This window comes from Nonomuraea turkmeniaca, assembly GCF_005889735.1.
Taxonomy (GTDB): domain Bacteria; phylum Actinomycetota; class Actinomycetes; order Streptosporangiales; family Streptosporangiaceae; genus Nonomuraea; species Nonomuraea turkmeniaca.
Genome location: NZ_VCKY01000071.1, coordinates 22,091 through 43,165, shown reverse-complemented (window position 1 = coordinate 43,165; position 21,075 = coordinate 22,091). Strand labels below are relative to the sequence as shown.

Here is a 21,075-nt window from a genome sequence, read left to right as displayed (position 1 = left end):
CGCCAGCTCGGCGGCGGTGAGGAAGGTGGCGAACCCGGGCAGCGCCGCGGTGTAGTAGCGCCGCACCCGCCATCGCACCTCGCCGACCAGATCGCGGGCGGCGTCCGGGCCGCGCGCGACGACGATGTAGGGGCGGGCGGGCTCGGTGGCGGCGGGGCGCAGGGCAAGTCCTGAAGCGGGCGTCATGGCCAGTGGGACGGCGGTCGTGGCGGCCGTCGCCACGGCCGCGGCGAGGTATACGGAGGGCAGGCCGAGTCGTCGGGGCACGAGTGACGAGGGTGCAGCCCGCGCGTGTCGTCCGGGCGGCGGGACACGCCTTCACGGCCGTTCGCGAGCCAGTTCTTTACCGAAAGAACGACGACCTTAGCCGAGCACCAGGTTTAGGTAGTCGTTGGTGAACAGGCGGCGCGGGTCGAGCCGGTCGCGCAGCGCGGCGAAGTCGGCCAAGCGGGGGTAGACCTTGCCCAGGTAGGCGGCGTCCCTGGTGTGCAGCTTGCCCCAGTGTGGCCGGCCGTCCAGCCGCACCATGATCTCCTCCACGCCCTCGAAGTACGCGGGGTTCGGCGTCGGGCGGTAGATGTGGCACGCGATGTACGCCGAGGCCCGCCCGTACGCGGTGGACAACCACGCGTCGCTGGGCGGCGTGACCCGCACCTCCACCGGGAAGGTGATCATCCACCCCATGCGGTCGATGAGGTCCCGCGTCTCGCGTAACGCCTGCGCGAGACGCTCGCGCGGCACGGCGTACTCCATCTCCAGGAATCGCACGTCCCGCCGCGCCGTGAAGATCTTGTACGAGGTGTCGACCGACTCGGAGTCCCCGAGCGCCGCCGCGCTGACCTCGTTGATCCGCGGGATCAGCCCGGGGAAGCCGGCCCCGGTCGCGCAGGCCGCGCCGAACACGGTGTTCTCCAGGAACACGTTCTCCAGCCAGCGCTTGACCGCGCTCGGCGGCGACGCCGGACCGGGATGCCGGTTGTTGGTCTTGACCAGGCAGGCGTCGGTGTGCGGCAGCCAGAAGAAGTCGAGATGCTCGTTCGCGGCCGTCAGCGAGTCGAGCGAGCCGAGGATCTCGCTGAGCCGCATCTTGCGCCGCCTGTTGTGCAGCAGGAACGCGGGCTCCACCCGGAACGTCACGGCGGTCAGGACCCCGAGCGCGCCCAGCCCCACCCGGGCCGCGTCGAACAGATCCTCGCCGGGGGCGGCGGTCGCCACCGACCCGTCGGCCAGCACCAGCTCCAGCTCGGCGACCTGGTCGGCGAGCCCGCCGCTGTCGCGCCCGGTGCCGTGGGTGCCGGTCTGGATGGCGCCCGCCACGGTCTGCTCGGTGATGTCGCCCATGTTGGCCAGCGCCAGCCCACGCGCGTCGAGCAGCTCGTTCAGCACCCGGAGCGGGGTGCCCGCCTGCACGGTGACGCGGTCACCCGCGTACGACCTGATCCCGGTCAGCGCGTCCGGGCGCAACATGATGCCGTCGGTGAGGGCCACCCCCGTGAAGGAGTGGCCCGTTCCGACCATGCGGATCCGCCGCCCGGAGGCGGCGGCGTCCCGCACGGCGCGCACGACGTCCGTGACGGACGCCGGAGCACGCACCTCGGCGGGGCTGCCCGACTGGTTCTTCGCCCAGTTCGTGAAGACCATGAGCGCCCCTCAAGAGTTCTCGTTCCAGTGAACGTGAACGATACTCAGTTCTCCCAGCCCGCGGGAACGGGGAAGATGTCGCCGGGCTCGAGGTTCTCCTTCTTGACGATGTCGGAGACCGTCACGAGGGTGTAGCCCTTGCTCTGCAGCGTCTTGATGATCGACGGCATGGCGTCGACGGTCTGCTTCACCCAGTCGTGCATGAGGATGATGCCGTCCTGCTTGGCCACCTCGAGGGTCTTCTTCTTGATGGACTCGACGTTCTTGCTCTTCCAGTCCTCCGAGCCGCCGGTCCACAGGATGATCGGCATGCCGAACTCGCTGGCGATGTCGGAGACCGTCAGGTCGGCCATTCCGTACGGCGGCCGCAGCAGCTTGGGCTCGACGCCCGCCGCCTTCTTGACCTCGTCCTGCGTCTTCTTGATCTCAGCCCTGACGTCCCAGGGCTCGATCTTGGTGAAGTCAGGATGCTTGTAGCTGTGGTTGCCGAGCTCGTGCCCCTCGGCGACCATGCGCTTGACGTACTTGGGGCGGCTCTTCACGTACTGGCCTTCGAGGAAGAACGTCGCCTTGGCGTTGTGCTTCTTCAACGTGTCGAGCAGGACGCCCGCGTACTTGCCCGGCCCGTCGTCGAAGGTCAGCGCGATGCACTTGACCTGCGTGCAGTCGACCGGCGCCGTCTTCGGCGCCTGGGCGTACGCGGGGGCTGGCGCGAGGGTGACGCAGACAGCCGCGATTGCTAGAAGTGAACTGATTTGTCGGGACATAAGTAAAGCTTCCAAAGTGATGAATGTTGCGAGGGATGTCCCGACGGTAGCGGATCAACTCTGTGCGGGTGAAGGTGCCTCGGGCACTCTCAGGAAACCCGAACCTCCGATTCCCACGATCACGGCCAGCACCGCGGCGCCCAGGCTGAAGACGTAGGCGTTGGACGCGCCGTACGTCTCGGTGAGCCGCCCACCCGCCCACGCGCCGATCGCCACGCCGAAGCCCAGCGCCGTGGAGATCCACGCCATACCCTCGGTGAGCAGGGACGGAGGCACCAGCCGCTCGGTGAGCGAGAAGCCGGTGATGAGCGTCGGCGAGATCGCGAAACCGGCCAGGAAGAGCGCCCCCGCCATGATCAGCACGTCGCCGATGAACACGATCGGCAGCAGCCCCAGCGCGAACACGCACAGGGCCCGCACGAACCGGCCCCGCATCGAGATCCGCCAGTGCCTGGACCCGAACCAGAGCCCCGACACCATCGACCCGCCCGCGAACGAGGCGAGCAGGAACCCCGCGACCGGCTTCACCCCCTGCTCCTCGGCGAACGCCACCGTGATCAGGTCCACGGATCCGAACACCGCCCCCATCGCCAGGTAGACGCACGACAGCAGGGCGATCCCGGGGATCAGGATGGGCGTGCCGCCGCTCCCGGACCTGGCCGGCTGGACCGGCGGCTGCGTACGCCGCTGCGTCGCCAGGGCCAGGCAGCCGACGAACATGAAGACCAGCGCCACGGCCAGGCCCATGTACGGGCTCACCGCAGTGGCCAGCACCGTGACCAGGGCGGGCCCGGTGACGAAGATCACCTCGTCCACCACGGACTCGAAGGCGAAGGCGGTGTGCAGCTTGCTGGAGCCGCCGTGGATGACCGACCAGCGGGCGCGCACCAGCGACCCCACCGACAACGACGTGGCCCCGACCACCAGGCCGGAGGCGTACAGCGTCCAATCGGGCAGGCGCAGCCCGGCGCAGAACAGGAGCGCGGCCAGCCCCATCGCGTTGACCACGGCGAACGGCGGGATCACCCGGCTCTGCCCGAACCGGTCCACGAGCCGCCCGGACAGCGGGGCGCCGATGGCGAAGGCCACGTTGGTGGTGGCGGCGACGGCGCCCGCGGTGGCGTAGTTGTCGGTGAGCGCGGAGATGAGTAAGACGATCCCGATCCCTATCATCGACATCGGCATGCGCCCGACGAATCCGGCGAGCACGAACGCCTTGATGCCAGGCCCGTTGAACAGCCCCCGGTAAGGCCCGACCACCCCGTTTCCCCCTTACTTCCGACGGCTAACCATTGCGCACCGATGCCCGGTTATCAAGTGGATTTACGGCTCGCTCGGCTAACGTGTCCCGAGTGTCCGGTCTTCCCACCTTCCGCGCGGTCATGCTCATGGTCACCGCCGTGCTCGCGGTCACCGCCGCGGCCGGCGGAGTCGTCGTGTTCCTGGATGATGACCTGCTCACGTCCGCTCAGGAGCCGGTACGCAGGCCGGCGCGCCAGCCCACGGCCGCCCCCCGCCTCGACCAGCTCGTGCCCGAGGCGGAGCCGGTCAAGGACTTCGGCGCCGGCGGCCCCGGCGTCACCGCGACCCCGCCGCGCGTGCTGGCGATCGCCCCGTCCGCCGTACCCAAGCAGGCCAAGCTCAAGCTGGGCGAGCTGAAGCACGTGCAGAAGGTGACCGTGGTGGACGCGGGCGCGGTCAAGGTCTCGGGCACCGCGCTCAACCTGCTGGCCGTGGACCCGGCACACTTCCGCTCGTGGACGCCGCAGCCGGTCGCCGACCAGCCCGCCGTCTGGAGCGCGCTGGCCAGGGGAGAGCTGGTGGCCGACACGAGCACGATCAGCAGGTTCGGGATGATCCTGGGCGCCATGTACCAGGTGGACGGCGGCCCCACGCTCCGCGTCGCGGCCTCGGCCCCGCTCGGACTGCATGGCGTGGACGGGCTGGTGAGCGCAGACCTGGGCAGGTCGCTGGGGTTCGCGCCGGAGGTCGCGGTGCTGCTGCACGGCAAGCCGGGCAAGATCAGCGAGTCGGGGGTGCGCAAGCTGCTCGGCAAGGGCGCCCAGGTCGTCATGCTGGACTCGGCCGCCCGTACCCCGACGCGGAATCAGCCGAACCCGCAGACCGTCAACGTGGGACGCCCGGGCAGCTTCCTGGAGCTCTACAAGGCCTCCGCCACCCGCTGCCCCGGACTGTCGTGGACCGTGCTGGCCGCGATCGGGCAGGTCGAGAGCAGCCACGGCCGCAACAACGGCCCGTCGAGCGCCGGCGCGCTCGGGCCCATGCAGTTCATGCCCGCCACGTGGAAGCACTATGGCGTGGACGGCGACGGAGACGGCAAGGCGGACATCTGGAGCCCGTACGACGCGGTGCCGGGCGCGGCCAACTACCTGTGCGCCAATGGCGCCGGCAAGGGCGGCGAGAAGCTACGCAAGGCGATCTGGTTCTACAACCACTCCTGGGACTACGTGAACAAGGTCATGGGCATCGCCGAGGCCTACGCCCGCACCTACGCCTGAGGCCGAGCCGGCCTCACGCAGCGGGGGGAGAAGGACGCGGGCAGCACGTGAGGGAGCAGGGAACCGGCTCGGGCTCCTCCATCAACTCGCGGACCATCCGGACGAACCGCGGGTGCGTGCCCGCGGTCGCCGCCCGCTCCAACGGCAGGCCGATCTCCGCGGCCACGTCCCTGGCCTCGGTGTCGAGGTCGTAGACGACCTCCATGTGGTCGGAGACGAACCCGATCGGCACCAGCACGACCGCGCGGGCCTCGGTCTTGCGCAGGAAGTCGCAGACGTCCGGCTCCAGCCACGGCACCTGCGGCGGACCGCTGCGCGACTGCCACACCAGGTCCCACGGCTGGGTGCGGCCGAGCGCCTGGTCGACCAGCTCGGCGCTCCTGCGCAGCTGCGCCTCGTAGAGGCCGCCGGACGGGCCGGCGGTCTCGGCCATCGACACCGGGATGCTGTGCGCGGTGAACACGAGCCGGGCGTCGTCGCGGCCGAGCCGCTCCAGCGCCGCCCGCGTGTGGTCGGCCATGGCGGCCACGAACCCGGGGTGGTCCCCGAAATGCCGCATCTTGACCAGCTCGGGACCGCCCTCGACGGAGATCCTGGCGATGTCCTCGTAGTACTGCCGGCAGCTGGAGTAACCCGCGAACGCCGACGTGGCGAAGACGGCCGCCTTGCGGATGCCGTCGGCCTTCATCCGGCGCACGGTGTCCTCGCCGAACGGGTGCCAGTTGCGGTTGCCCCAGTAGACCGGCACGTCCACGATCGGGCGCAGGGCCTCGATCAGGTCGCGATTCTGCTGGTTGATCGGGCTGACCCCACCGAAGCTCTGGTAGTGCTCGGCCACCTCGAGCAGCCGCTCGCGCGGCACGCCGCGGCCGCGCACGACGTTTTCCAGGAACGGCATCACGTCGTCGGGACCCTCGGGACCCCCGAACGACAGGACCAGCAGAGCGTCGTAATCTCCCACGTGACCAACCCTATTCGCGCGAGTGAGCGCCCCCGCCTGGAGGAGCGGCGTAGGGCGACCGAGCCCGCCGAAGGGAGTGAGGCCATAAGCTCGTGCTCGAGGTCCTTGGCGCGCGGTAGGTTCGGGTGAGTGAGCGCATTTACCGACATACGTGAATATGTGGCCATCCCTCGGGTTCTCTCGCTGCGGCTCTCCCCTGACGGCTCCAGGCTGATCTCGACAGTCCAGTCACTCAACCCCGACGGCAAGTCGTACGGCACCGCGCTCTGGGCGATTCCGCTCGACGGCGATCCCTACCGCCTCACCCGCTCCGCCAAGGGCGAGTCGGCCGCCGTCTTCACGGACGCCGGCGACGTGCTGTTCACCTCCGCCCGCCCCGACCCCACCGTCAAGGACTCCACCGACGAGGTCCCCGCCCTGTGGCTGCTGCCCCGCGCCGGCGGCGAGTCGCGCCAGGTGGCCGTCAGGCCCGGCGGGATCGGCGGGGTACGCACCGCGGGTGACGTGGTCGTGTTCGCCTCCGACGTGCTGGACGGCGAGGAGGCGGCCGAGGAGGACAAGCGCAAGGCCCGCAAGGACGCCGGGACCAGCGCGGTCCTGCACGAGGGCGTCACGGTCCGCTACTGGGACCACGACCTCGGGCCCGGCCGTACCCGGCTGTTCGCCGCGCGGCTCGGCGACGACCGGCTCGAGGACGTGCGCGACCTGACGCCCGACGCGGGCGAGGCACTGCGTGACGCCACGTTCGAGCTGACTCCGGACGGCGCCACCGTGATCACGACGTGGCGGACGCATCTGCCGCAGGGCGAGTGGCGTACCGACCTGGTGGCCATCGACGTGGCCACGGGGGAGCGGCGCGTGTTCCTCAGCGAGGACCGCTACGACTACACGCACCCGATCGCGATCTCCCCGGACGGCGGCAAGGTGGCCTGCGCCCGGGAGCGGTTCACCGGCCCGGACGTCTCCGCCCGCAGCGAGTTGTGGATCGCGGACCTGGCCACCGGCGAGGGCCGCGCGTACGCGCCCGACCTGTTCGCGGCCGACGTCGAGTGGGCGCCGGACTCCTCGGCCGTCTACATCGCCGCCGACCATCACGGCCGCCGCCCGATCTTCCGCGTGTCGTTGGACGAGCGCAGGAGCTCGCGACGAGAGGGCGAGGGACGAGCCGACGAGGAGCGAAGCGGGCGCGACCATGAGCACGGGGAAGTGACCAGGCTCACCCAGGACGACTGCGCCTACATCGGGCTCAACGCCTCCGCCGACGGCCGGTTTCTGTACGCCCTGCGCAGCGCGGTCAACCTCGCCCCCGCCCCCGCCAGGATCGACGTGGCCACCGGCGAGATCATCGACCTGCCCTCGCCGGCCCCGCGGCCCGAGGTGCGCGGCACGCTCACCGAGATCTCCGCCACCGCCGATGACGCCGCCACGATCCGCGGCTGGCTCGCCCTGCCCGAGGGCGCTTCCGCCGCCGACCCGGCGCCGTTCGTGCTGTTCATCCACGGCGGCCCCCTCGGCTCCTGGAACGACTGGCAGTGGCGCTGGCAGTCATGGATCATGGCCGAGCAGGGTTACGCCGTGTTGATGCCGGACCCGTGCATGTCCACCGGTTACGGTCAGGACATGATCGACCGCGGCTGGGGCAACTGGGGCCCGCGCACCCAGGCCGACCTCGACGCGATCGTGGACGTGGCCCTGGCCAGGGACGACATCGACAGCGAGCGCGTCGCCGCCATGGGCGGCTCCTTCGGCGGCTACATGGCCAACTGGATCGCCGGCCACAGCGACCGCTACAAGGCCATCGTCACCCACGCCTCGTTGTGGCACCTCGACCAGTTCGCCGGCACCACCGACGCCCCGATGTACTGGCAGCGCGAGTTCGGCGCGCCCGGCTCCGAGCGGTACGAGCTGCTGTCGCCGCATCTGTCCCTCGACAAGATCACCACGCCGATGCTCGTCATCCACGGTGACAAGGACTACCGCGTGCCGATCGGCGAGGCCCTGCGCCTGTGGTGGGACCTGCGCCGCAGCGAGGTGGACTCGAAGTTCCTGTACTTCCCCGACGAGAACCACTGGATCCTGAAGCCGGGCAACATCATCGCCTGGTACGAGACCGTGCTCGCCTTCCTGGCCCAGCACGTGCTCGGCCAGGAGTGGAAGCGCCCGGACTCGGTGGCGTGATGACCGGCTTCCTGAAGCTGGCCGAGGACATCGCCCGCGAGGCGGGGGACATGCTGCTCGCCAAACGGCCCACGATGTCCGAGGAGATCGAGACCAAGTCCAGCCCCACGGACGTGGTCACCGCTCTGGACACGGCGTCCGAGGAGCTCATCCGCGAGCGTATCCAGGCGGCCAGGCCCGGGGACCGCATCCTCGGCGAGGAGGGCGGCGAGGAACCGGGCGAGTCCGACGTCCGGTGGATCGTCGACCCCATCGACGGCACCGTCAACTTCCTGTACGGCCTGCCGGACTGGGCGGTGTCCATCGCCGTCGAGGTCGGCGGCAAGGTCGTGGCCGGCGTGGTCAACATCCCGACGCGCGGCGAGGTCTACACGGCGGCGCTCGGTGAGGGCGCCTGGCTCGGCGGCGCGCGGTTGCGCTGCAACACCGGGGTGCCGCTGGCGCAGGCGCTCGTGGCGACCGGGTTCGGCTACAGGGTGGCCAGACGGGCCGTGCAGGGCGAGGTGGTGGCGGCGGTGCTGCCGCGGGTGCGCGACATCAGGCGCGGCGGCTCGGCCGCCATCGACCTGTGCTCGGTGGCGGCTGGGCGGACGGACGCGTACTACGAGCGGGGCCTCAACCCGTGGGACTACTCCGCCGCCGGTCTGGTGGCGACCGAGTCCGGGGCCCGGCTCGGCGGGTTGCGCGGCAAGCCGGTGAGCCCCGAGTTCGCGCTCTGCGCGGCTCCCGGGCTGTTCGAGGAGTTGCACGACCTGTTGATGACGCTGGACCCCGAGCGGGACGCGTGAGCTGAGCGGGGCAGAACAGGAAACGGCCGGAGCCAGGGGGCTCCGGCCGTTCCGAGTGGGCTAGCGGGGCAACGCGATGCCGTGATCGTCCGCCAGTCGGCGCAGGTCCTCGATCTCGGCGGTGAGCGTGTCGGCGAGGTATTCGTCGCCTACGCTGCGGGCCTCCCGGAGGCCCTTGTAAGCCTGGTCGAGGCGGTCTTCGATCGTGGTCGTGAACTCGCCCATCTCACCTTCTCTCTAGGGGTTCGTTCCGTGTCCGGGCGATGTGCGCCCATTGCCGGTCGATGTCCAGGCAATGGGTGTCCCGCAGGCATACCCCGGGTCATCGCCCCCCGAAACATGAATTTCTCCGTACCCCGCCTCACCTGCCGGCCACCAACCCCTGAACATGCCTTACCGTGCGCTTATCGAGGCCGTGGGCAGAATGAGTGTCCAGAATCGGAGAGAGGTGTACCAGGCGTGCGAGTGCTGGTGGTAGAGGACGAGCGGGTGCTCGCCGATGCGATCGCGACCGGGCTCAGGCGCGAGGCCATGGCGGTGGACGTGGCCTATGACGGCGGTGGCGCGCTCGAACGGACCTCCTACATCGACTACGACGTGATCGTGCTGGACCGGGACCTGCCGGTGGTGCACGGGGACGAGGTGTGCCGGCAGCTGGTCGAGCAGCGGACCGCCTCGCGGATCCTCATGCTGACCGCGTCGGGCGATGTGGACGACAAGGTCGAGGGGCTCGGCCTGGGGGCCGACGACTACCTGGCCAAGCCGTTCGTGTTCATCGAGCTGGTGGCCAGGGTGCGGGCGCTCGGCCGCCGCTCGGCGCCCGCCCTGCCGCCCGTGCTGGAGCGGGCCGGGATCCGGCTCGACCCGGGCAAGCGGCTGGTGGAGCGCGACGGCAGGGAGGTCGTGCTGACCAAGAAGGAGTTCGCTGTCCTGGAAGAGCTGATGCGGGCCGAGGGCGCCGTGGTCAGCCAGGAGGACCTGCTGGACAAGGCATGGGACGAGAACATCGACCCGTTCACGAACGTGGTCCGCGTGACCATGATGACGCTGCGGAAGAAGCTGGGCGAGCCTCAGGTGATCGAGACTGTGCCCGGGGTTGGGTACAAGTTGTGAACGAAGGGCAAGAGCGCCAAGTGGGGCCGACGCATCCGATGATCAGCCCGCACTCGGCGCGGAAAGCACGACAGGTGCAGGAGGCGCCGCCGCCCAGCGGGTTGCCAGCCTGGGACGGCCCGCCGCCGCCGGAGCAGGCGCCGATCCAGCGCACCGCGATGGAGCGGGTGAAGGCGCTGCCGGAGCGGGTCAGCATCCGCTGGCGGCTGACGCTGGCCTACAGCCTGCTGTTCTTCATGGCCTCGGCCGCCCTGCTCTACTCGATCTACGCCATCGTCGGCAGGGCGATCGCGGAGGCGTGGCTGCCGCTGGACACCTCCCAGCTCGACGCGATCTCGGCCGCGATCATGCAGAACCGGTGGAGCGCGGCCAGGGAACGGGCCGTGGAGACCGCGCAGAGCACGTTGTTCACCAGCTCGCTGATGGCGCTGCTGGGCGTGGGGATCCTGGCGATCATCCTCGGCTACTTCGTCGCCGACCGGGCCATGCGGCCGGTCGCGCAGATGACGGTCACGGCACGCAAGCTCTCGGAGAGCACGCTCGCCCACCAGCGCATCGACCTGCAGGGGCCCAACGACGAGCTGAAGGAGCTGGCCGACACCTTCGACGCCATGCTCACCAGGCTCAACATCGCCTTCGACACCCAGCGCAGATTCGTGGCCAACGCCTCCCACGAATTGCGCACCCCCCTCACCATTAACCGGACGGTCCTCGAGATCGCCCTGTCGGATCCAGAGGCGTCGCAGGATCTCAAGGCGCTCGGCCGTACCCTCCTGGAAGTCAACGCGCGGAACGAGAAGCTCATCGAAGGGCTGCTGTTGCTCGCCAGGAGCGAGCGCGAACTCGCCGTACGCAAACCGGTCGACGTCCGGGAAGTCGCTCAGACGGCCGTGGAACAGCTCGCGCCCTTCGCCGAGGAACACGACGTCACGGTCACGACCGATCTGGTCAGCGCGCCTACCATTGGCGATCCCGTGCTCTTGGAGCGCTCCGTCAGCAACCTGCTCGAGAACGCCATCAAGTACAACATTCCGGAAAACGGAAAAGTCTGGATCCGGACGGGAATGGTGGACGGTGTCTTGGTTGTTCAGGTGGCCAACACGGGACAACACGTCCCGGCGTACGAGGTGAACAGCCTGTTCGAGCCGTTCAGGAGGCTCAACGCCGACCGCGTGGATTCGGCCAAGGGATCGGGTCTCGGGCTGTCCATCGTCCGTGCGGTCGTGCAGGCTCACGGCGGAAATGTGGCCGCCGTGCCACGTGATGGTGGAGGACTTGTGGTGACCATTCGGCTGCCGAGGCGCTGACCGCGGTTGCTCCCAGAACGTTCGTCCGCGTGTTGAAAGCCGTGTTGAGGCACGGGGGGCGTCTCATTGACGCCGTACATGTGGTTGGATGTGCCGTCGAACACGGTGGTGCATGGCGCCAAGGCTGTGGGTTTCGCCATATTTGGCTAACCATTGCCGTCGGCAGCAGGCCCTGACGTGTTGGGAGGTTCGTTGTCCGTTCCCGCGGGGTACCGATGGGAAATCTCCCCGGCGGAGCGGGCACAAGATGGGTCTCCTGGACGTTAGAACACGCGCGACGAGCGCGAAGACATATGGATGAGGGGGATGGAGTAAGCACAATGGCTACCGACTACGACAGCCCGCGCAAGACCGACGACGACCTGGGGGAGGACAGCCTTCAGGAACTCCAGGCGCGGCGCACCGACAAGTCGTCCGGCAGCATCGACATCGACGAGACCGACCTTGCCGAGTCGCTCGAGCTGCCCGGTGCGGATCTGTCGAACGAAGAGCTCTCCCTGCGGGTGATTCCCCGCCAGGCCGACGAGTTCACCTGCTCGCGCTGCTTCCTGGTGCATCACCGCAGCCAGCTGGCGTCTGAGAAGAACGGCCAGCAGGTCTGCCGGGAATGCGCCGCCTGATCGCCGTAGCTCAGGGTACGACAGCGAGAAAGCGAGCCGGCGAACCCTGAGCGGTCGACCATGAGGACGGAGGCATCGCGTGGCCGTACCGGAGAAAGACCGTCAACAACCAGGCAACGAGATCGCCGACTCCGACAAGGAGGTCGGCGAGCTCGTCGGTAAGCTCACCGAGCCCGGTGAGCTCGAGCCGGCCGAGCGGCGCAGGCTGCTCGGCCGACTAGCCCAAGCCCTGTCCGCGGGAGCCAAGAGGGCGCGCGAGACCGGCGCGGGCCGGGGGCGCTGGCTGGCCGACGTCTTCCTCAACATCGCGCCGCGCATTCCGATCCGTGATCTGCACGCACTCTCCGAGCATCATCACGGCCTGACCGGCGAGCAACTCGCCGACGACCTCGTGCGCACCGCGCAGAAGGCCACGATGACAGTGGGCGCCATCGGCGGAGCGCTCGCGGCGGCCGAGTTCGCCGCACCACCCCTTCTGCTCTCCGCCCCCGCGCAGCTCGTCGCCGAGACCCTTGTCGTCGCCGCCATCGAGGTGAAGCTCCTGGCCGAGCTCCACGAGGTGTACGGCGTACGCGTCCAGGGCAGCGGCGCCCAGCGCGCCGTCGCGTTCACCTCGGCCTGGGCCAGACAGCGCGGCATCGACCCCCTCGCTCCCGCGTCCGTTTCGCTCGCGTTCGGTGCGGCCGCCAAGACGGCCCTGCGCAACCGTCTCCTGCGGACACTCGGCCGCCACCTGACCACGCTCGGCCCGTTCCTCACCGGGGCGGTCGCCGGTGGCGCGCTCAACAGGGCCGCCACCAAGAGGCTGGGCGAGGCCGTACGCAACGATCTGCGCGGCAAGCTGCCCCCGCCGCCACGCCGCGACGAGCTAGCGCAGTAGGCCGCCGAAGGCCATCTTGACCAGCGCGTCGGCAAGATCCTCCGCCGACGCGCCCGGTGCCGGCCGGTACCACTCGGCGATCGAGTTGACGGTGCCGAACAACAGCCGCGTCAGCAGCGCCGGATCGACGTCAGGGCGGACGGTCCCCTCCTCCGCCGCCGCCCTGACCAGCCCGCCGACGAAGACGTCGAACTCCTGTCGCCGCTCCAGCGCCGCCAGCTCCGTCGCGCTGTTGCCACGTACCCGGAGCAGCAGCGTCACGTACGGCAGCCGGTCGATGAGGAGCCGCACACTCTGCCGCACCACCCACTCCAGGCGCTCGATCGCCGCGCCCGTGGCCGCCCGCTCGTCGGCGGCCAGCTCGAACAGCCCGTCCAGCGCCCGGTCGAGCGCCCGCGCCAGCAGCTGCTCCTTGCCCGGCACGTGGTAGTAGATCGCCGACTTGGTCACGCCGAGCGCCCTGGCCAGGTCCTCCATGCTCGTCCCGTCGTAGCCGCGCTCGTTGAAGACGCCGACGGCGATCGACAACACGGACTCGGGATCGTGCCCGCGCCGGCGCGAAGGGGCGGAGGTGGGGGTAGCCATATGCCTAATTATCCTTGAGTAACCCAATTATCCTTGACGCGAGTCGATGACCCGTCTCAGCTTCCCCACCGACCGCTCCAGCGTCTCCGGGTCCACCACGTCCACCTCCACCCGCACGCCGACGGTGTCCTTGACCGCCTTCCGCAGCGCCTCGCCCGCCTCGTCCCTATCCGCGAATCCTGGCCGCGCCTCGACCCTGACGGTCATCACGTCGAGCCGCTCCGGGCGGGTCAGGTGCAGCTGGAAGTGTGGCGACAGGCCCGGCACCCGCAGCACGAGCTCCTCGATCTGGGTGGGGAACACGTTCACACCGCGCAGGATGATCATGTCGTCCGTGCGGCCCGTCACCTTCTCCATGCGCCGGAACGCCGGCCGTGCCGTGCCCGGCAACAACCGGGTCAGATCGCGCGTGCGGTAGCGGATGACCGGCATGGCCTCCTTGGTGAGGCTGGTGAACACCAGCTCGCCCGCGTCCGCCGGCTCCCCGGTGAACGGGTCGACCGTCTCCGGATAGAAGTGGTCCTCCCAGACGTGCAGGCCGTCCTTGCTCTCCACGCACTCGCCGGCCACGCCAGGCCCGATCACCTCCGACAACCCGTAGATGTCGACGGCGTGCAGGTCGAAGCGGTCCTCGATCTCCTCCCGCATGCGCTCGGTCCACGGCTCGGCGCCGAAGATCCCGATCCGCAGTGACGACGCGCGCGGATCCAGCCCCTGCGCCGCGAACTCGTCGAGCAGGGCCAGCATGTACGACGGCGTCACCATGACGATGTCGGGCCGCAGATCCGCGATCAGCCGCACCTGCCTGGGCGTCATCCCGCCCGAGACCGGCACCACCGTGCAGCCCAGCCGCTCGGCCCCGTAGTGCGCGCCCAGGCCGCCGGTGAACAGGCCGTAACCGTAGGCGACGTGCACGATGTCACCCGGCCGCCCGCCCGAGGCGCGGATCGAGCGGGCCATGACGTCCGCCCAGAGGTCGATGTCCCGCCTGGTGTAGCCCACCACGGTCGGCTGCCCCGTGGTGCCGCTGGAGGCGTGGACGCGGGCCACCTGCTCGCGGGGGACGGCGAACATGCCGAACGGGTAGTGGTCGCGCAGGTCCTGCTTCGTGGTGAAGGGGAATTTCGTCAGGTCGCCGAGATCCTTGCAGTCGCTCGGATGCACGCCGACGCTGTCGAACTTTTGCCGATAGAAGGGGACATTTTTGTAAGCGTGGCTGAGCGTCCACTGCAGGCGCTCCAGCTGCAGCGCCAGGAGCTCGTCGCGGGACGCCCGCTCGATCGGGTCGAGCTCTTCCGGTCGTGGGGAATCGCCGTGTCTCATCCCGGCTCCCGGCTCGGGTCGTCGGACATCGCTGTCACCTCAGTTCCCGGCTCCGGCCGCGGAACTCCGCGACCACCTCGCCGTCCGGCCTGCGTACCGTGATGTCGTAGATGCCGCTGCGGCCGTAGCGGGTCCGCTCGGCGGCCTCCGCCACCAGCACGTCGCCTACGCGGGCGGGGGAGACGAACGTGATCTCCGCGCCCGCCGCCACCGTCACCGGCCCGCGCGTGTTGCACGCGCAGGCGAAGGCCGTGTCGGCCAGCAGAAAGACATAACCGCCGTGACACAGGTCGTGTCCGTTGATCATCTGGCCGGTCACGGTCATGCGGCACACCGCCCGGCCCTCCGCCAGCTCCGTCAGCTCGATGCCCAGGGCCGCGGAGGCGGTGTCGGCGTCCATCATGCGACGCGCGCTCTCCAACGCCGGTCTCCCTTGTCAACTGACCGAATGTTCGGTAAACACTTCACCGTCTGGCCGATCTCTGTCAAGAGGGTGAGCAAATATGTTCGAACAGCACCGCGACACCCTGGAGAAAGCTCTTTCCGCGATCGCCGGGCGGGGATACTGGAGCGCCTATCCCGAGTCGCCGAGCCCCCGCGTGTACGGCGAAGGGGCGGCCGAGCGGGGCAAGGAGGCGTTCGAGTCCTATCTCGGCAAGCCGTTCCCCCTCGACCAGCCCGGCACCGGCACCTGGATCGGCGCCGAGCGCTCCCCGTTCGGGATCGAGCTCGGCGTCACCTACCCCGAGCCCGTCGTCGAGGACCTCATCGGCGCCGCCAAGGCGGCGATGCCGGCCTGGCGGGACGCCGGCCCCGGCACCCGCGCCCTGGTCTGCGTCGAGATCGTCAACCGGATCAACCACCACAGCTTCGAGCTCGCCAATGCGGTGCAGCACACGACCGGGCAGGCGTTCGTGATGGCGTTCCAGGCCGGTGGGCCGCACGCGCAGGACCGCGCGCTGGAGGCCGTCGCGTACGGCTACGCCGCCATGACCTCCTCGGCGGAGGTCGCCCACTGGGAGAAGCCGGGCAAGGGCGAGCCGCTCGTCATGGACAAGCGCTTCACGGTCGTGCCCAGGGGCGTCGCGCTGGTGATCGGGTGCAACACGTTCCCGACATGGAACGCGTACCCGGGGCTGTTCGCCTCGCTCGTCACCGGCAACCCCGTGATCGTCAAGCCGCATCCCCGTGCCGTGCTGCCGCTCGCGATCACCGTGCGGATCGCCCGCGACGTGCTGGCCGAGGCGGGCTTCGACCCGGCCCTCGTGTCCCTGGCCGCCGAGGAAGGACAGGGGCTGGCCAAGACCCTGGCCACGCACCCGGACGTCCGCATCGTCGACTTCACCGGCTCCACCGAGTTCGGCGACTGGCTGGAGCAGAACGCCCGCCAGGCCCTCGTGCACACGGAGAAGGCCGGGGTCAACACCGTCGTCATCGACTCCACCGGCTCCTGGCGGGGCATGCTGGGCAATCTGGCGTTCTCCCTGTCCCTCTACAGCGGGCAGATGTGCACCGCGCCGCAGAACATCCTCGTTCCCGCCGGCGGGATCGACACGGACGAGGGGCACAAGAGCTTCGACGAGGTCGCCTCGGGGTTGGCGGCGGCGGTCGGCACGTTGCTCGGCGACGACGCGCGGGCGGTCGAGCTGACCGGCGCCATCGTCAACCCGGACGTCCTGGGGCGGGTCGAGACCGCACCCTCGCTGGGGGACGTGGTGCTGCCGTCGCGGGCCATCCAGCACCCGTCGTTCCCCGATGCGGTCGTCCGGACGCCGGCGATCGTCCGGGTGGACCCGTCCGCCGCGGACGTCTACGGCCGCGAGCACTTCGGCCCCATCTCGTTCGTCATCCCGACGTCCTCGACCGAGGAGAGCCTGGAGGTGCTGCGCCGCACGATCAAGGCGCGCGGCGCGCTGACGGCTTCCGCGTACTCGACCTCGCCGGAGGTGCTCGACCAGGCCGAGCGGGCCGCACTGGACGCGGGGGTGAACCTGTCGTGCAACCTGACGGGCGGCATTTTCGTCAACCAGTCCGCCGCCTTCAGTGACTACCACGGCACCGGCGCCAATCCGGCCGCCACGGCGTCCCTCACCGACCCCGGCTACGTGGCCGGTCGCTTCCATGTGGTGCAGTCCCGCCGTCCGGCGTGACCCCACCCGGGGGCCGCGAGAGGGGGCCGCGAGAGGGAAAAGGGATCGTACGAGTGGTGACGGGAGGAGAGCCATGGCCAAGCCGTTCGCCTCGTCGGCGGATCTCGGCGAGAAGCGGCAGACCCTGGAGGTGCTGGCGGACGGCGTGTACGCGCTCACCGCCGAGGGCGACCCCAACGTGGGAGCCGTCGAGGGCGAGGACTTCCTCGTCTGCTTCGAGGCCCTGGCCACGCCGGTGGCCGCCCGCGAGTGGCTGACCAGGCTGCGGGAGCACACCGACAAGCCGATCAGGTATCTGGTGCTGTCGCACTACCACGCCGTCCGGGTGCTGGGCGCGTCGGCGTTCGGCGCGGACGTGATCGTGACGCACGACAAGACCCGCGAGCTGATCGCCGAGCGCGGTGAGCAGGACTGGGCCAGCGAGTACGCCAGGATGCCCCGCCTGTTCAAGGAGCCCGGGTCGATCCCCGGCCTGACGTGGCCGACGGCGACGTTCAGCGACCGGTTCACCATCGACCTGGGCGGCGACCGAGGCGACCTGGTGCTGGCCTACTGCGGCCGGGGCCACACCGAGGGGGATCTGGTGGCGTGGCTGCCGCGGCAGCGGATCATGTTCGCCGGCGACCTCGTGGAGTCGCAGGCCGCGCTCTACACCGGTGACGCCTTCCACCGCGAATGGTCCGCGGGGACGCTCGACCGGGTGGCGTCGTTCGGCGCGGAGACGCTGGTCGGCGGCAGGGGAGCGGTGGCGAGGGGCAAGGCGGGGGTGGACGCGGCCATCGCGCAGACCCGCGACTTCCTCCAGGTCATGCTGCGCGAGGTGAGCGCGGCGGGCACCCTCAAGGAGGCGTTCGCCGGCACCTACCGGGCGTTGGAGCCGCGCTACGGCGCCTGGCCGATCTTCGAGCACTGCCTGCCGTTCAACGTCTCCCGGCTCTGGGACGAGTTGCACGGCGTCGAGCGGCCGCGGGTCTGGACCGCCGAGCGCGACCGCGAGGTCTGGGACGAGCTGCAGTCATGAACACCGAACCGCAGGTCATCGTGGTCGGCGCGGGTCCGGTGGGGCAGAGCGCCGCGTTGTTGCTGGCCCGCTGGGGGATTCAGGTCCTGGTGCTGGACCGGCGGCCGGAGCGGGACGCGGCCGGGTCGCGCTCCATCTGCCAGCAGCGGGACGTGCTCGACATCTGGGCCGCCGTGGGCGCGGGCAAGGTGGCCGAGGAGGGGCTGACCTGGACGACCGCCCGCACCTACTACCGCGATCGCGAGCTGTTCTCCTGGTCGTTCGAGCGGGAGGGCCCCATGCCGCCGTTCGTGAACATCTCGCAGGCCCGCACCGAGCAGATCCTCGACGAGGCCATCGCCGGGCAGCCGCTCATCGAGGTGCGCTGGAACCACGAGGTCACCGGCCTCACGCAGGACGCCTCAGGCGTCACGGCGCACTGCGGGCAGCGGCTGCTGCGTGCGCCGTACGTGCTGGTCTGCGCCGGGGCCCGGGCCCAGCAGGTACGCCAGTCGCTCGGGGTCACGTTCGACGGGGAGACGTTCGACGACCAGTTCCTGATCTGCGACATCAAGGCCGACCTGCCGGGGTGGGAGACCGAGCGGCGCTTCTACTTCGACCCCGTCTGGAACCCGGGACGGCAGGTGCTGATCCACCCGTGCCCGGGAGGCACGTTCAGGATCGACTGGCAGATCGCGCCGGACTTCATCCCAACGAAGACTGATATTTCGCGAAAAATCAGGCAAATCATTGGCGACCGGCCCTACGAGCTGATCTGGCACAGCACGTACCGCTTCCACTCCCGCATCGCCTCCCGCATGCGGGTCGGCCGGGTCCTGCTGGCCGGCGACTGTGCCCATCTGGTGGCCCCGTTCGGCGCGCGCGGGCTCAACTCCGGCGTGCCCGACGCCGAGAACGCGGCGTGGAAGCTGGCCTTCGTGCTCAACGGCTGGGCCGGGGACAGCCTGCTGGAGTCGTACCACCTCGAGCGGCACGCGGCCGCGCGGGAGAACCTCGAGGTCACCGCCGCCACCATGCGGTTCCTCGCGCCCCGCAGCGTGGAGGAGCGGATGCGCAGGCGGGCGGTGCTGGAGGGCGGGCTGGTCGCCGAGGTGGACTCCGGGCGTTTCGCCGAGCCGTACTGGTATGTCGACTCGCCGCTGACCACGCCCGAGCCGACGCGGCCCTTCGCGGGCAGGCCGCCCAAGGGAGCGCTGTGCCCGCCCGCGCCCGGCGTGATCCTGCCGGACATGGGAATTCCGGGCGGCCGATTGCGCGAGTTCTGCCGGGATGGATTTCTAGTACTTCTGGGTGATATGTGCGATTCGAGTTTGTTTGTGCAGGTCCTGGGCAAGGTCACTACGGCGCCGCTCGCCGTACGCGGGCTCGCGGAGATGGATGGAACCGGCTCGCTCAGTGAAAGGCTTGGCGCCGGGCCTGATGAGGCATGGCTCATCAGGCCCGACTCCCACGTCGCCGCGACCGTCCCCCACGCGGGTCCGGAGTCGGTGGCGGCCGCCTTGAGCCGCGCCATGGGCGGCTCGCCTGACATAACCCCATAAGAGGAGGGAACTGCGTGACTGGCCGGAGCTCGTTTCTGATCGTCGCGAACCGCTTGCCAGTGGACAGGACGATCGAGCCTGACGGAACGGCCTCGTGGCGCAGGAGCCCCGGCGGGCTCGTCACGGCGATCGCGCCGGTGATGCAACGCCGCCACGGAGCCTGGGCCGGTTGGCACGGGGCGCCTGATGAGAAGCTGGAGCCGTTCGAGCAGGACGGCATGAACTTGATCCCGGTCCCGCTGTCGGCCACCGAGGTGGAGCTCTACTACGAGGGCTTCTCCAACGCCACGCTGTGGCCGCTCTACCACGACGTCGTGGCGCCGCCGGTGTTCGACCGGGCGATGTGGGAGACCTACCGGGAGGTCAACGAGCGCTTCGCCAACGCCGCCGCGGACGCGGCCGAGGAAGGCGCGGTCGTGTGGGTGCAGGACTACCAGCTCCAGCTGGTGCCTGCCATGCTGCGCAGGCTCAGGCCGGATCTGCGGATCGGGTTCTTCCTGCACATCCCGTTCCCGCCGGTCGAGCTGTTCTGGCGGTTGCCGTGGCGCAAGGAGCTGGTGGAGGGCCTGCTCGGGGCCGACCTGGTCGGCTTCCAGCTGCCCGGCGGGGCTTCCAACTTCCGCCGGTTGTGCCGGCGGCTGCTCGGGCTGCCGTACAAGGGGAACGAGATCTTCCTCGACGACCGCATCGTGCAGACGCAGGCGTTCCCGATCTCCGTGGACTTCGGGCAGCTCGACTCGCTCGTCCGCGAGCCGCACGTCGAGGCGCGGGCCAAGGAGATCAGGGTGGAGCTCGGCGATCCCGAGCACGTGCTGCTCGGCGTGGACCGCCTGGACTACACCAAGGGCATCGGCCAGCGGCTGGAAGCCTTCGGCGAGCTGCTGAAGGACGGGCGGCTCCAGTCGGGCGAGGCGGTGTTCGTGCAGATCGCCACGCCGAGCAGGGAGCGGGTGGAGGAGTACCGCCGGCTGCGCGACGACATCGAGCTGCAGGTCGGGCGGATCAACGGCGAGCACGCGCAGCTCGGCTACCAGCCGATCGTGTACTTCCACCAGTCCTACGACCACGAGGAGCTGGCCGCGCTGTATCTCGCCGCCGACGTCATGGTCGTGACCCCGCTGCGGGACGGCATGAACCTGGTGGCCAAGGAGTACATCTCCTGCCATCACGACCTGCACGGCGGGCTGGTGCTCAGCGAGTTCGCCGGGGCCGCCGACGAGCTGCGCCAGGCCTATCTGGTCAATCCGTACGACGTCGAGGACGTCAAGCGGCAGATGCTGGCCGCGATGCGGGCCACGCCGCACGAGCTCGCCCGGCGGATGCGTACGATGCGCCGCCGGGTCGCCACCTACGACGTGGACCGCTGGGCCAGTGAGTTCCTCACTGCCCTGGAGTCACCTGCTTCAGAGACTTCCACGCGTCGTAGCGCTTCTTGGCGGTCCGGTTGACCACGATCTGCGCCACGGACATGCCGACGCCCATGAGCACGGCGTAGCCGATGGCCTCGCCCATGCTGACCTCGGGCGACTCTGTGTCGACCGGCGGCTCCTTGCCGGTCGTCTTCACCCAGACGAACCCGAGGAGCTTTTTCATCGCCCACCCCGTCGCCAGACCCACGAGGCCGCCGATGATCCGCCAGGCCACGTCGGGCTTGTCGTCCGCCATGCCGATCTCCTTCCCC

21 protein-coding genes are annotated in these 21,075 nt (G+C 69.8%); 11 read left to right on the top strand and 10 right to left on the bottom strand.

Translation table 11 applies throughout. The annotated features are described in order from the left end of the window. The 4 genes from ETD86_RS21920 to ETD86_RS21905 form a co-directional block, all read right to left on the bottom strand. Nucleotides 1–267: hypothetical protein (locus ETD86_RS21920; RefSeq protein ID WP_211370220.1), on the bottom strand; the 267-nt coding region annotated here is incomplete at its 3' end. A gap of 96 nt (nucleotides 268–363) precedes the next feature. Continuing rightward, the gene (locus ETD86_RS21915; protein ID WP_138668017.1) at nucleotides 364–1,641 is read right to left on the bottom strand and encodes a D-arabinono-1,4-lactone oxidase; all 1,278 of its coding nucleotides are present in this window, start codon (nucleotides 1,639–1,641) and stop codon (nucleotides 364–366) included. 44 nt (nucleotides 1,642–1,685) lie between these two features. Further along, on the bottom strand, nucleotides 1,686–2,408 hold the full coding sequence (locus tag ETD86_RS21910) for a polysaccharide deacetylase family protein (RefSeq protein WP_138668016.1): 723 nt from the start codon (nucleotides 2,406–2,408) through the stop codon (nucleotides 1,686–1,688). A gap of 54 nt (nucleotides 2,409–2,462) precedes the next feature. Beyond that, on the bottom strand, nucleotides 2,463–3,668 hold the full coding sequence (locus ETD86_RS21905) for an MFS transporter (protein WP_138668015.1): 1,206 nt from the start codon (nucleotides 3,666–3,668) through the stop codon (nucleotides 2,463–2,465). A 92-nt stretch (nucleotides 3,669–3,760) separates the two neighbouring features. Between ETD86_RS21905 and ETD86_RS21900 the strand changes: the two genes are divergently transcribed. Further along, the gene (locus ETD86_RS21900) at nucleotides 3,761–4,927 is read left to right on the top strand and encodes a lytic transglycosylase domain-containing protein (RefSeq protein WP_138668014.1); all 1,167 of its coding nucleotides are present in this window, start codon (nucleotides 3,761–3,763) and stop codon (nucleotides 4,925–4,927) included. A gap of 13 nt (nucleotides 4,928–4,940) precedes the next feature. Here ETD86_RS21900 and ETD86_RS21895 read toward each other — a convergent pair whose 3' ends face one another. After that, a complete protein-coding gene (locus tag ETD86_RS21895) occupies nucleotides 4,941–5,888 on the bottom strand; it encodes a ferrochelatase (protein WP_138668013.1) in 948 nt (315 codons plus the stop codon). Nucleotides 5,889–6,047: 159 nt separating this feature from the next. On the opposite strand from ETD86_RS21895, the gene ETD86_RS21890 reads away from it, so the two are divergent. Further along, nucleotides 6,048–8,066, top strand: a complete 2,019-nt coding sequence (locus ETD86_RS21890) for a S9 family peptidase (protein ID WP_138668026.1) — start codon at nucleotides 6,048–6,050, stop codon at nucleotides 8,064–8,066. Then, on the top strand, nucleotides 8,066–8,854 hold the full coding sequence (locus ETD86_RS21885) for an inositol monophosphatase family protein (RefSeq protein WP_138668012.1): 789 nt from the start codon (nucleotides 8,066–8,068) through the stop codon (nucleotides 8,852–8,854). Before ETD86_RS21890 ends, ETD86_RS21885 begins: the two co-directional genes overlap by 1 nt. 60 nt (nucleotides 8,855–8,914) lie before the next feature. Here ETD86_RS21885 and ETD86_RS55330 read toward each other — a convergent pair whose 3' ends face one another. Next, on the bottom strand, nucleotides 8,915–9,079 hold the full coding sequence (locus ETD86_RS55330) for a hypothetical protein (RefSeq protein ID WP_170223195.1): 165 nt from the start codon (nucleotides 9,077–9,079) through the stop codon (nucleotides 8,915–8,917). A 234-nt stretch (nucleotides 9,080–9,313) separates the two neighbouring features. Here ETD86_RS55330 and ETD86_RS21880 point away from each other — a divergent pair, with 234 nt between their 5' ends. The 4 genes from ETD86_RS21880 (at nucleotide 9,314) to ETD86_RS21865 (ending at nucleotide 12,774) form a co-directional block, all read left to right on the top strand. Beyond that, the gene (locus ETD86_RS21880) at nucleotides 9,314–9,967 is read left to right on the top strand and encodes a response regulator transcription factor (RefSeq protein ID WP_138668011.1); all 654 of its coding nucleotides are present in this window, start codon (nucleotides 9,314–9,316) and stop codon (nucleotides 9,965–9,967) included. 38 nt (nucleotides 9,968–10,005) lie between these two features. Further along, nucleotides 10,006–11,274 (top strand): sensor histidine kinase, encoded by a 1,269-nt coding sequence (locus ETD86_RS21875; RefSeq protein ID WP_138668025.1) that lies wholly within the window; start codon nucleotides 10,006–10,008, stop codon nucleotides 11,272–11,274. A 320-nt stretch (nucleotides 11,275–11,594) separates the two neighbouring features. Next, nucleotides 11,595–11,894, top strand: coding sequence for a DUF4193 domain-containing protein (locus tag ETD86_RS21870; protein ID WP_020542847.1), 300 nt, complete (start codon nucleotides 11,595–11,597; stop codon nucleotides 11,892–11,894). 79 nt (nucleotides 11,895–11,973) lie between these two features. Beyond that, on the top strand, nucleotides 11,974–12,774 hold the full coding sequence (locus ETD86_RS21865; protein ID WP_246148073.1) for a hypothetical protein: 801 nt from the start codon (nucleotides 11,974–11,976) through the stop codon (nucleotides 12,772–12,774). On the opposite strand, the gene ETD86_RS21860 is transcribed toward ETD86_RS21865, so the two are convergent. The 3 genes from ETD86_RS21860 to paaI are packed head-to-tail and all read right to left on the bottom strand — an operon-like array spanning nucleotide 12,763 to nucleotide 15,085. Further along, nucleotides 12,763–13,359, bottom strand: a complete 597-nt coding sequence (locus ETD86_RS21860) for a TetR/AcrR family transcriptional regulator (RefSeq protein WP_138668010.1) — start codon at nucleotides 13,357–13,359, stop codon at nucleotides 12,763–12,765. The two genes, ETD86_RS21865 and ETD86_RS21860, sit on opposite strands and share 12 nt — an antisense overlap. Nucleotides 13,360–13,386: 27 nt before the next feature. Next, on the bottom strand, nucleotides 13,387–14,682 hold the full coding sequence (gene paaK, locus ETD86_RS21855; protein WP_138668009.1) for a phenylacetate--CoA ligase PaaK: 1,296 nt from the start codon (nucleotides 14,680–14,682) through the stop codon (nucleotides 13,387–13,389). 34 nt (nucleotides 14,683–14,716) lie between these two features. Further along, nucleotides 14,717–15,085, bottom strand: a complete 369-nt coding sequence (gene paaI, locus ETD86_RS21850; protein ID WP_138668023.1) for a hydroxyphenylacetyl-CoA thioesterase PaaI — start codon at nucleotides 15,083–15,085, stop codon at nucleotides 14,717–14,719. 100 nt (nucleotides 15,086–15,185) lie between these two features. Between paaI and paaN the strand changes: the two genes are divergently transcribed. The 4 genes from paaN to ETD86_RS21830 all read left to right on the top strand — a co-directional run bounded on the left by paaN (nucleotide 15,186) and on the right by ETD86_RS21830 (nucleotide 20,842). Beyond that, the gene (paaN, locus tag ETD86_RS21845; RefSeq protein ID WP_138668008.1) at nucleotides 15,186–16,832 is read left to right on the top strand and encodes a phenylacetic acid degradation protein PaaN; all 1,647 of its coding nucleotides are present in this window, start codon (nucleotides 15,186–15,188) and stop codon (nucleotides 16,830–16,832) included. 73 nt (nucleotides 16,833–16,905) lie between these two features. Further along, nucleotides 16,906–17,853 (top strand): MBL fold metallo-hydrolase, encoded by a 948-nt coding sequence (locus ETD86_RS21840; protein WP_138668007.1) that lies wholly within the window; start codon nucleotides 16,906–16,908, stop codon nucleotides 17,851–17,853. Continuing rightward, the gene (locus ETD86_RS21835) at nucleotides 17,850–19,394 is read left to right on the top strand and encodes an FAD-dependent monooxygenase (protein ID WP_138668006.1); all 1,545 of its coding nucleotides are present in this window, start codon (nucleotides 17,850–17,852) and stop codon (nucleotides 19,392–19,394) included. The genes ETD86_RS21840 and ETD86_RS21835 overlap by 4 nt, the downstream gene beginning before the upstream one ends. Before the next feature lie 14 nt (nucleotides 19,395–19,408). Further along, entirely contained in the window at nucleotides 19,409–20,842 is a 1,434-nt protein-coding gene (locus ETD86_RS21830; protein ID WP_138668005.1) for an alpha,alpha-trehalose-phosphate synthase (UDP-forming), read from the top strand. Here the strand turns inward: ETD86_RS21830 and ETD86_RS21825 are convergent. Further along, nucleotides 20,775–21,059 (bottom strand): DUF4235 domain-containing protein, encoded by a 285-nt coding sequence (locus ETD86_RS21825; RefSeq protein WP_138668004.1) that lies wholly within the window; start codon nucleotides 21,057–21,059, stop codon nucleotides 20,775–20,777. The genes ETD86_RS21830 and ETD86_RS21825 overlap by 68 nt on opposite strands. Nucleotides 21,060–21,075 lie beyond the last annotated feature (16 nt).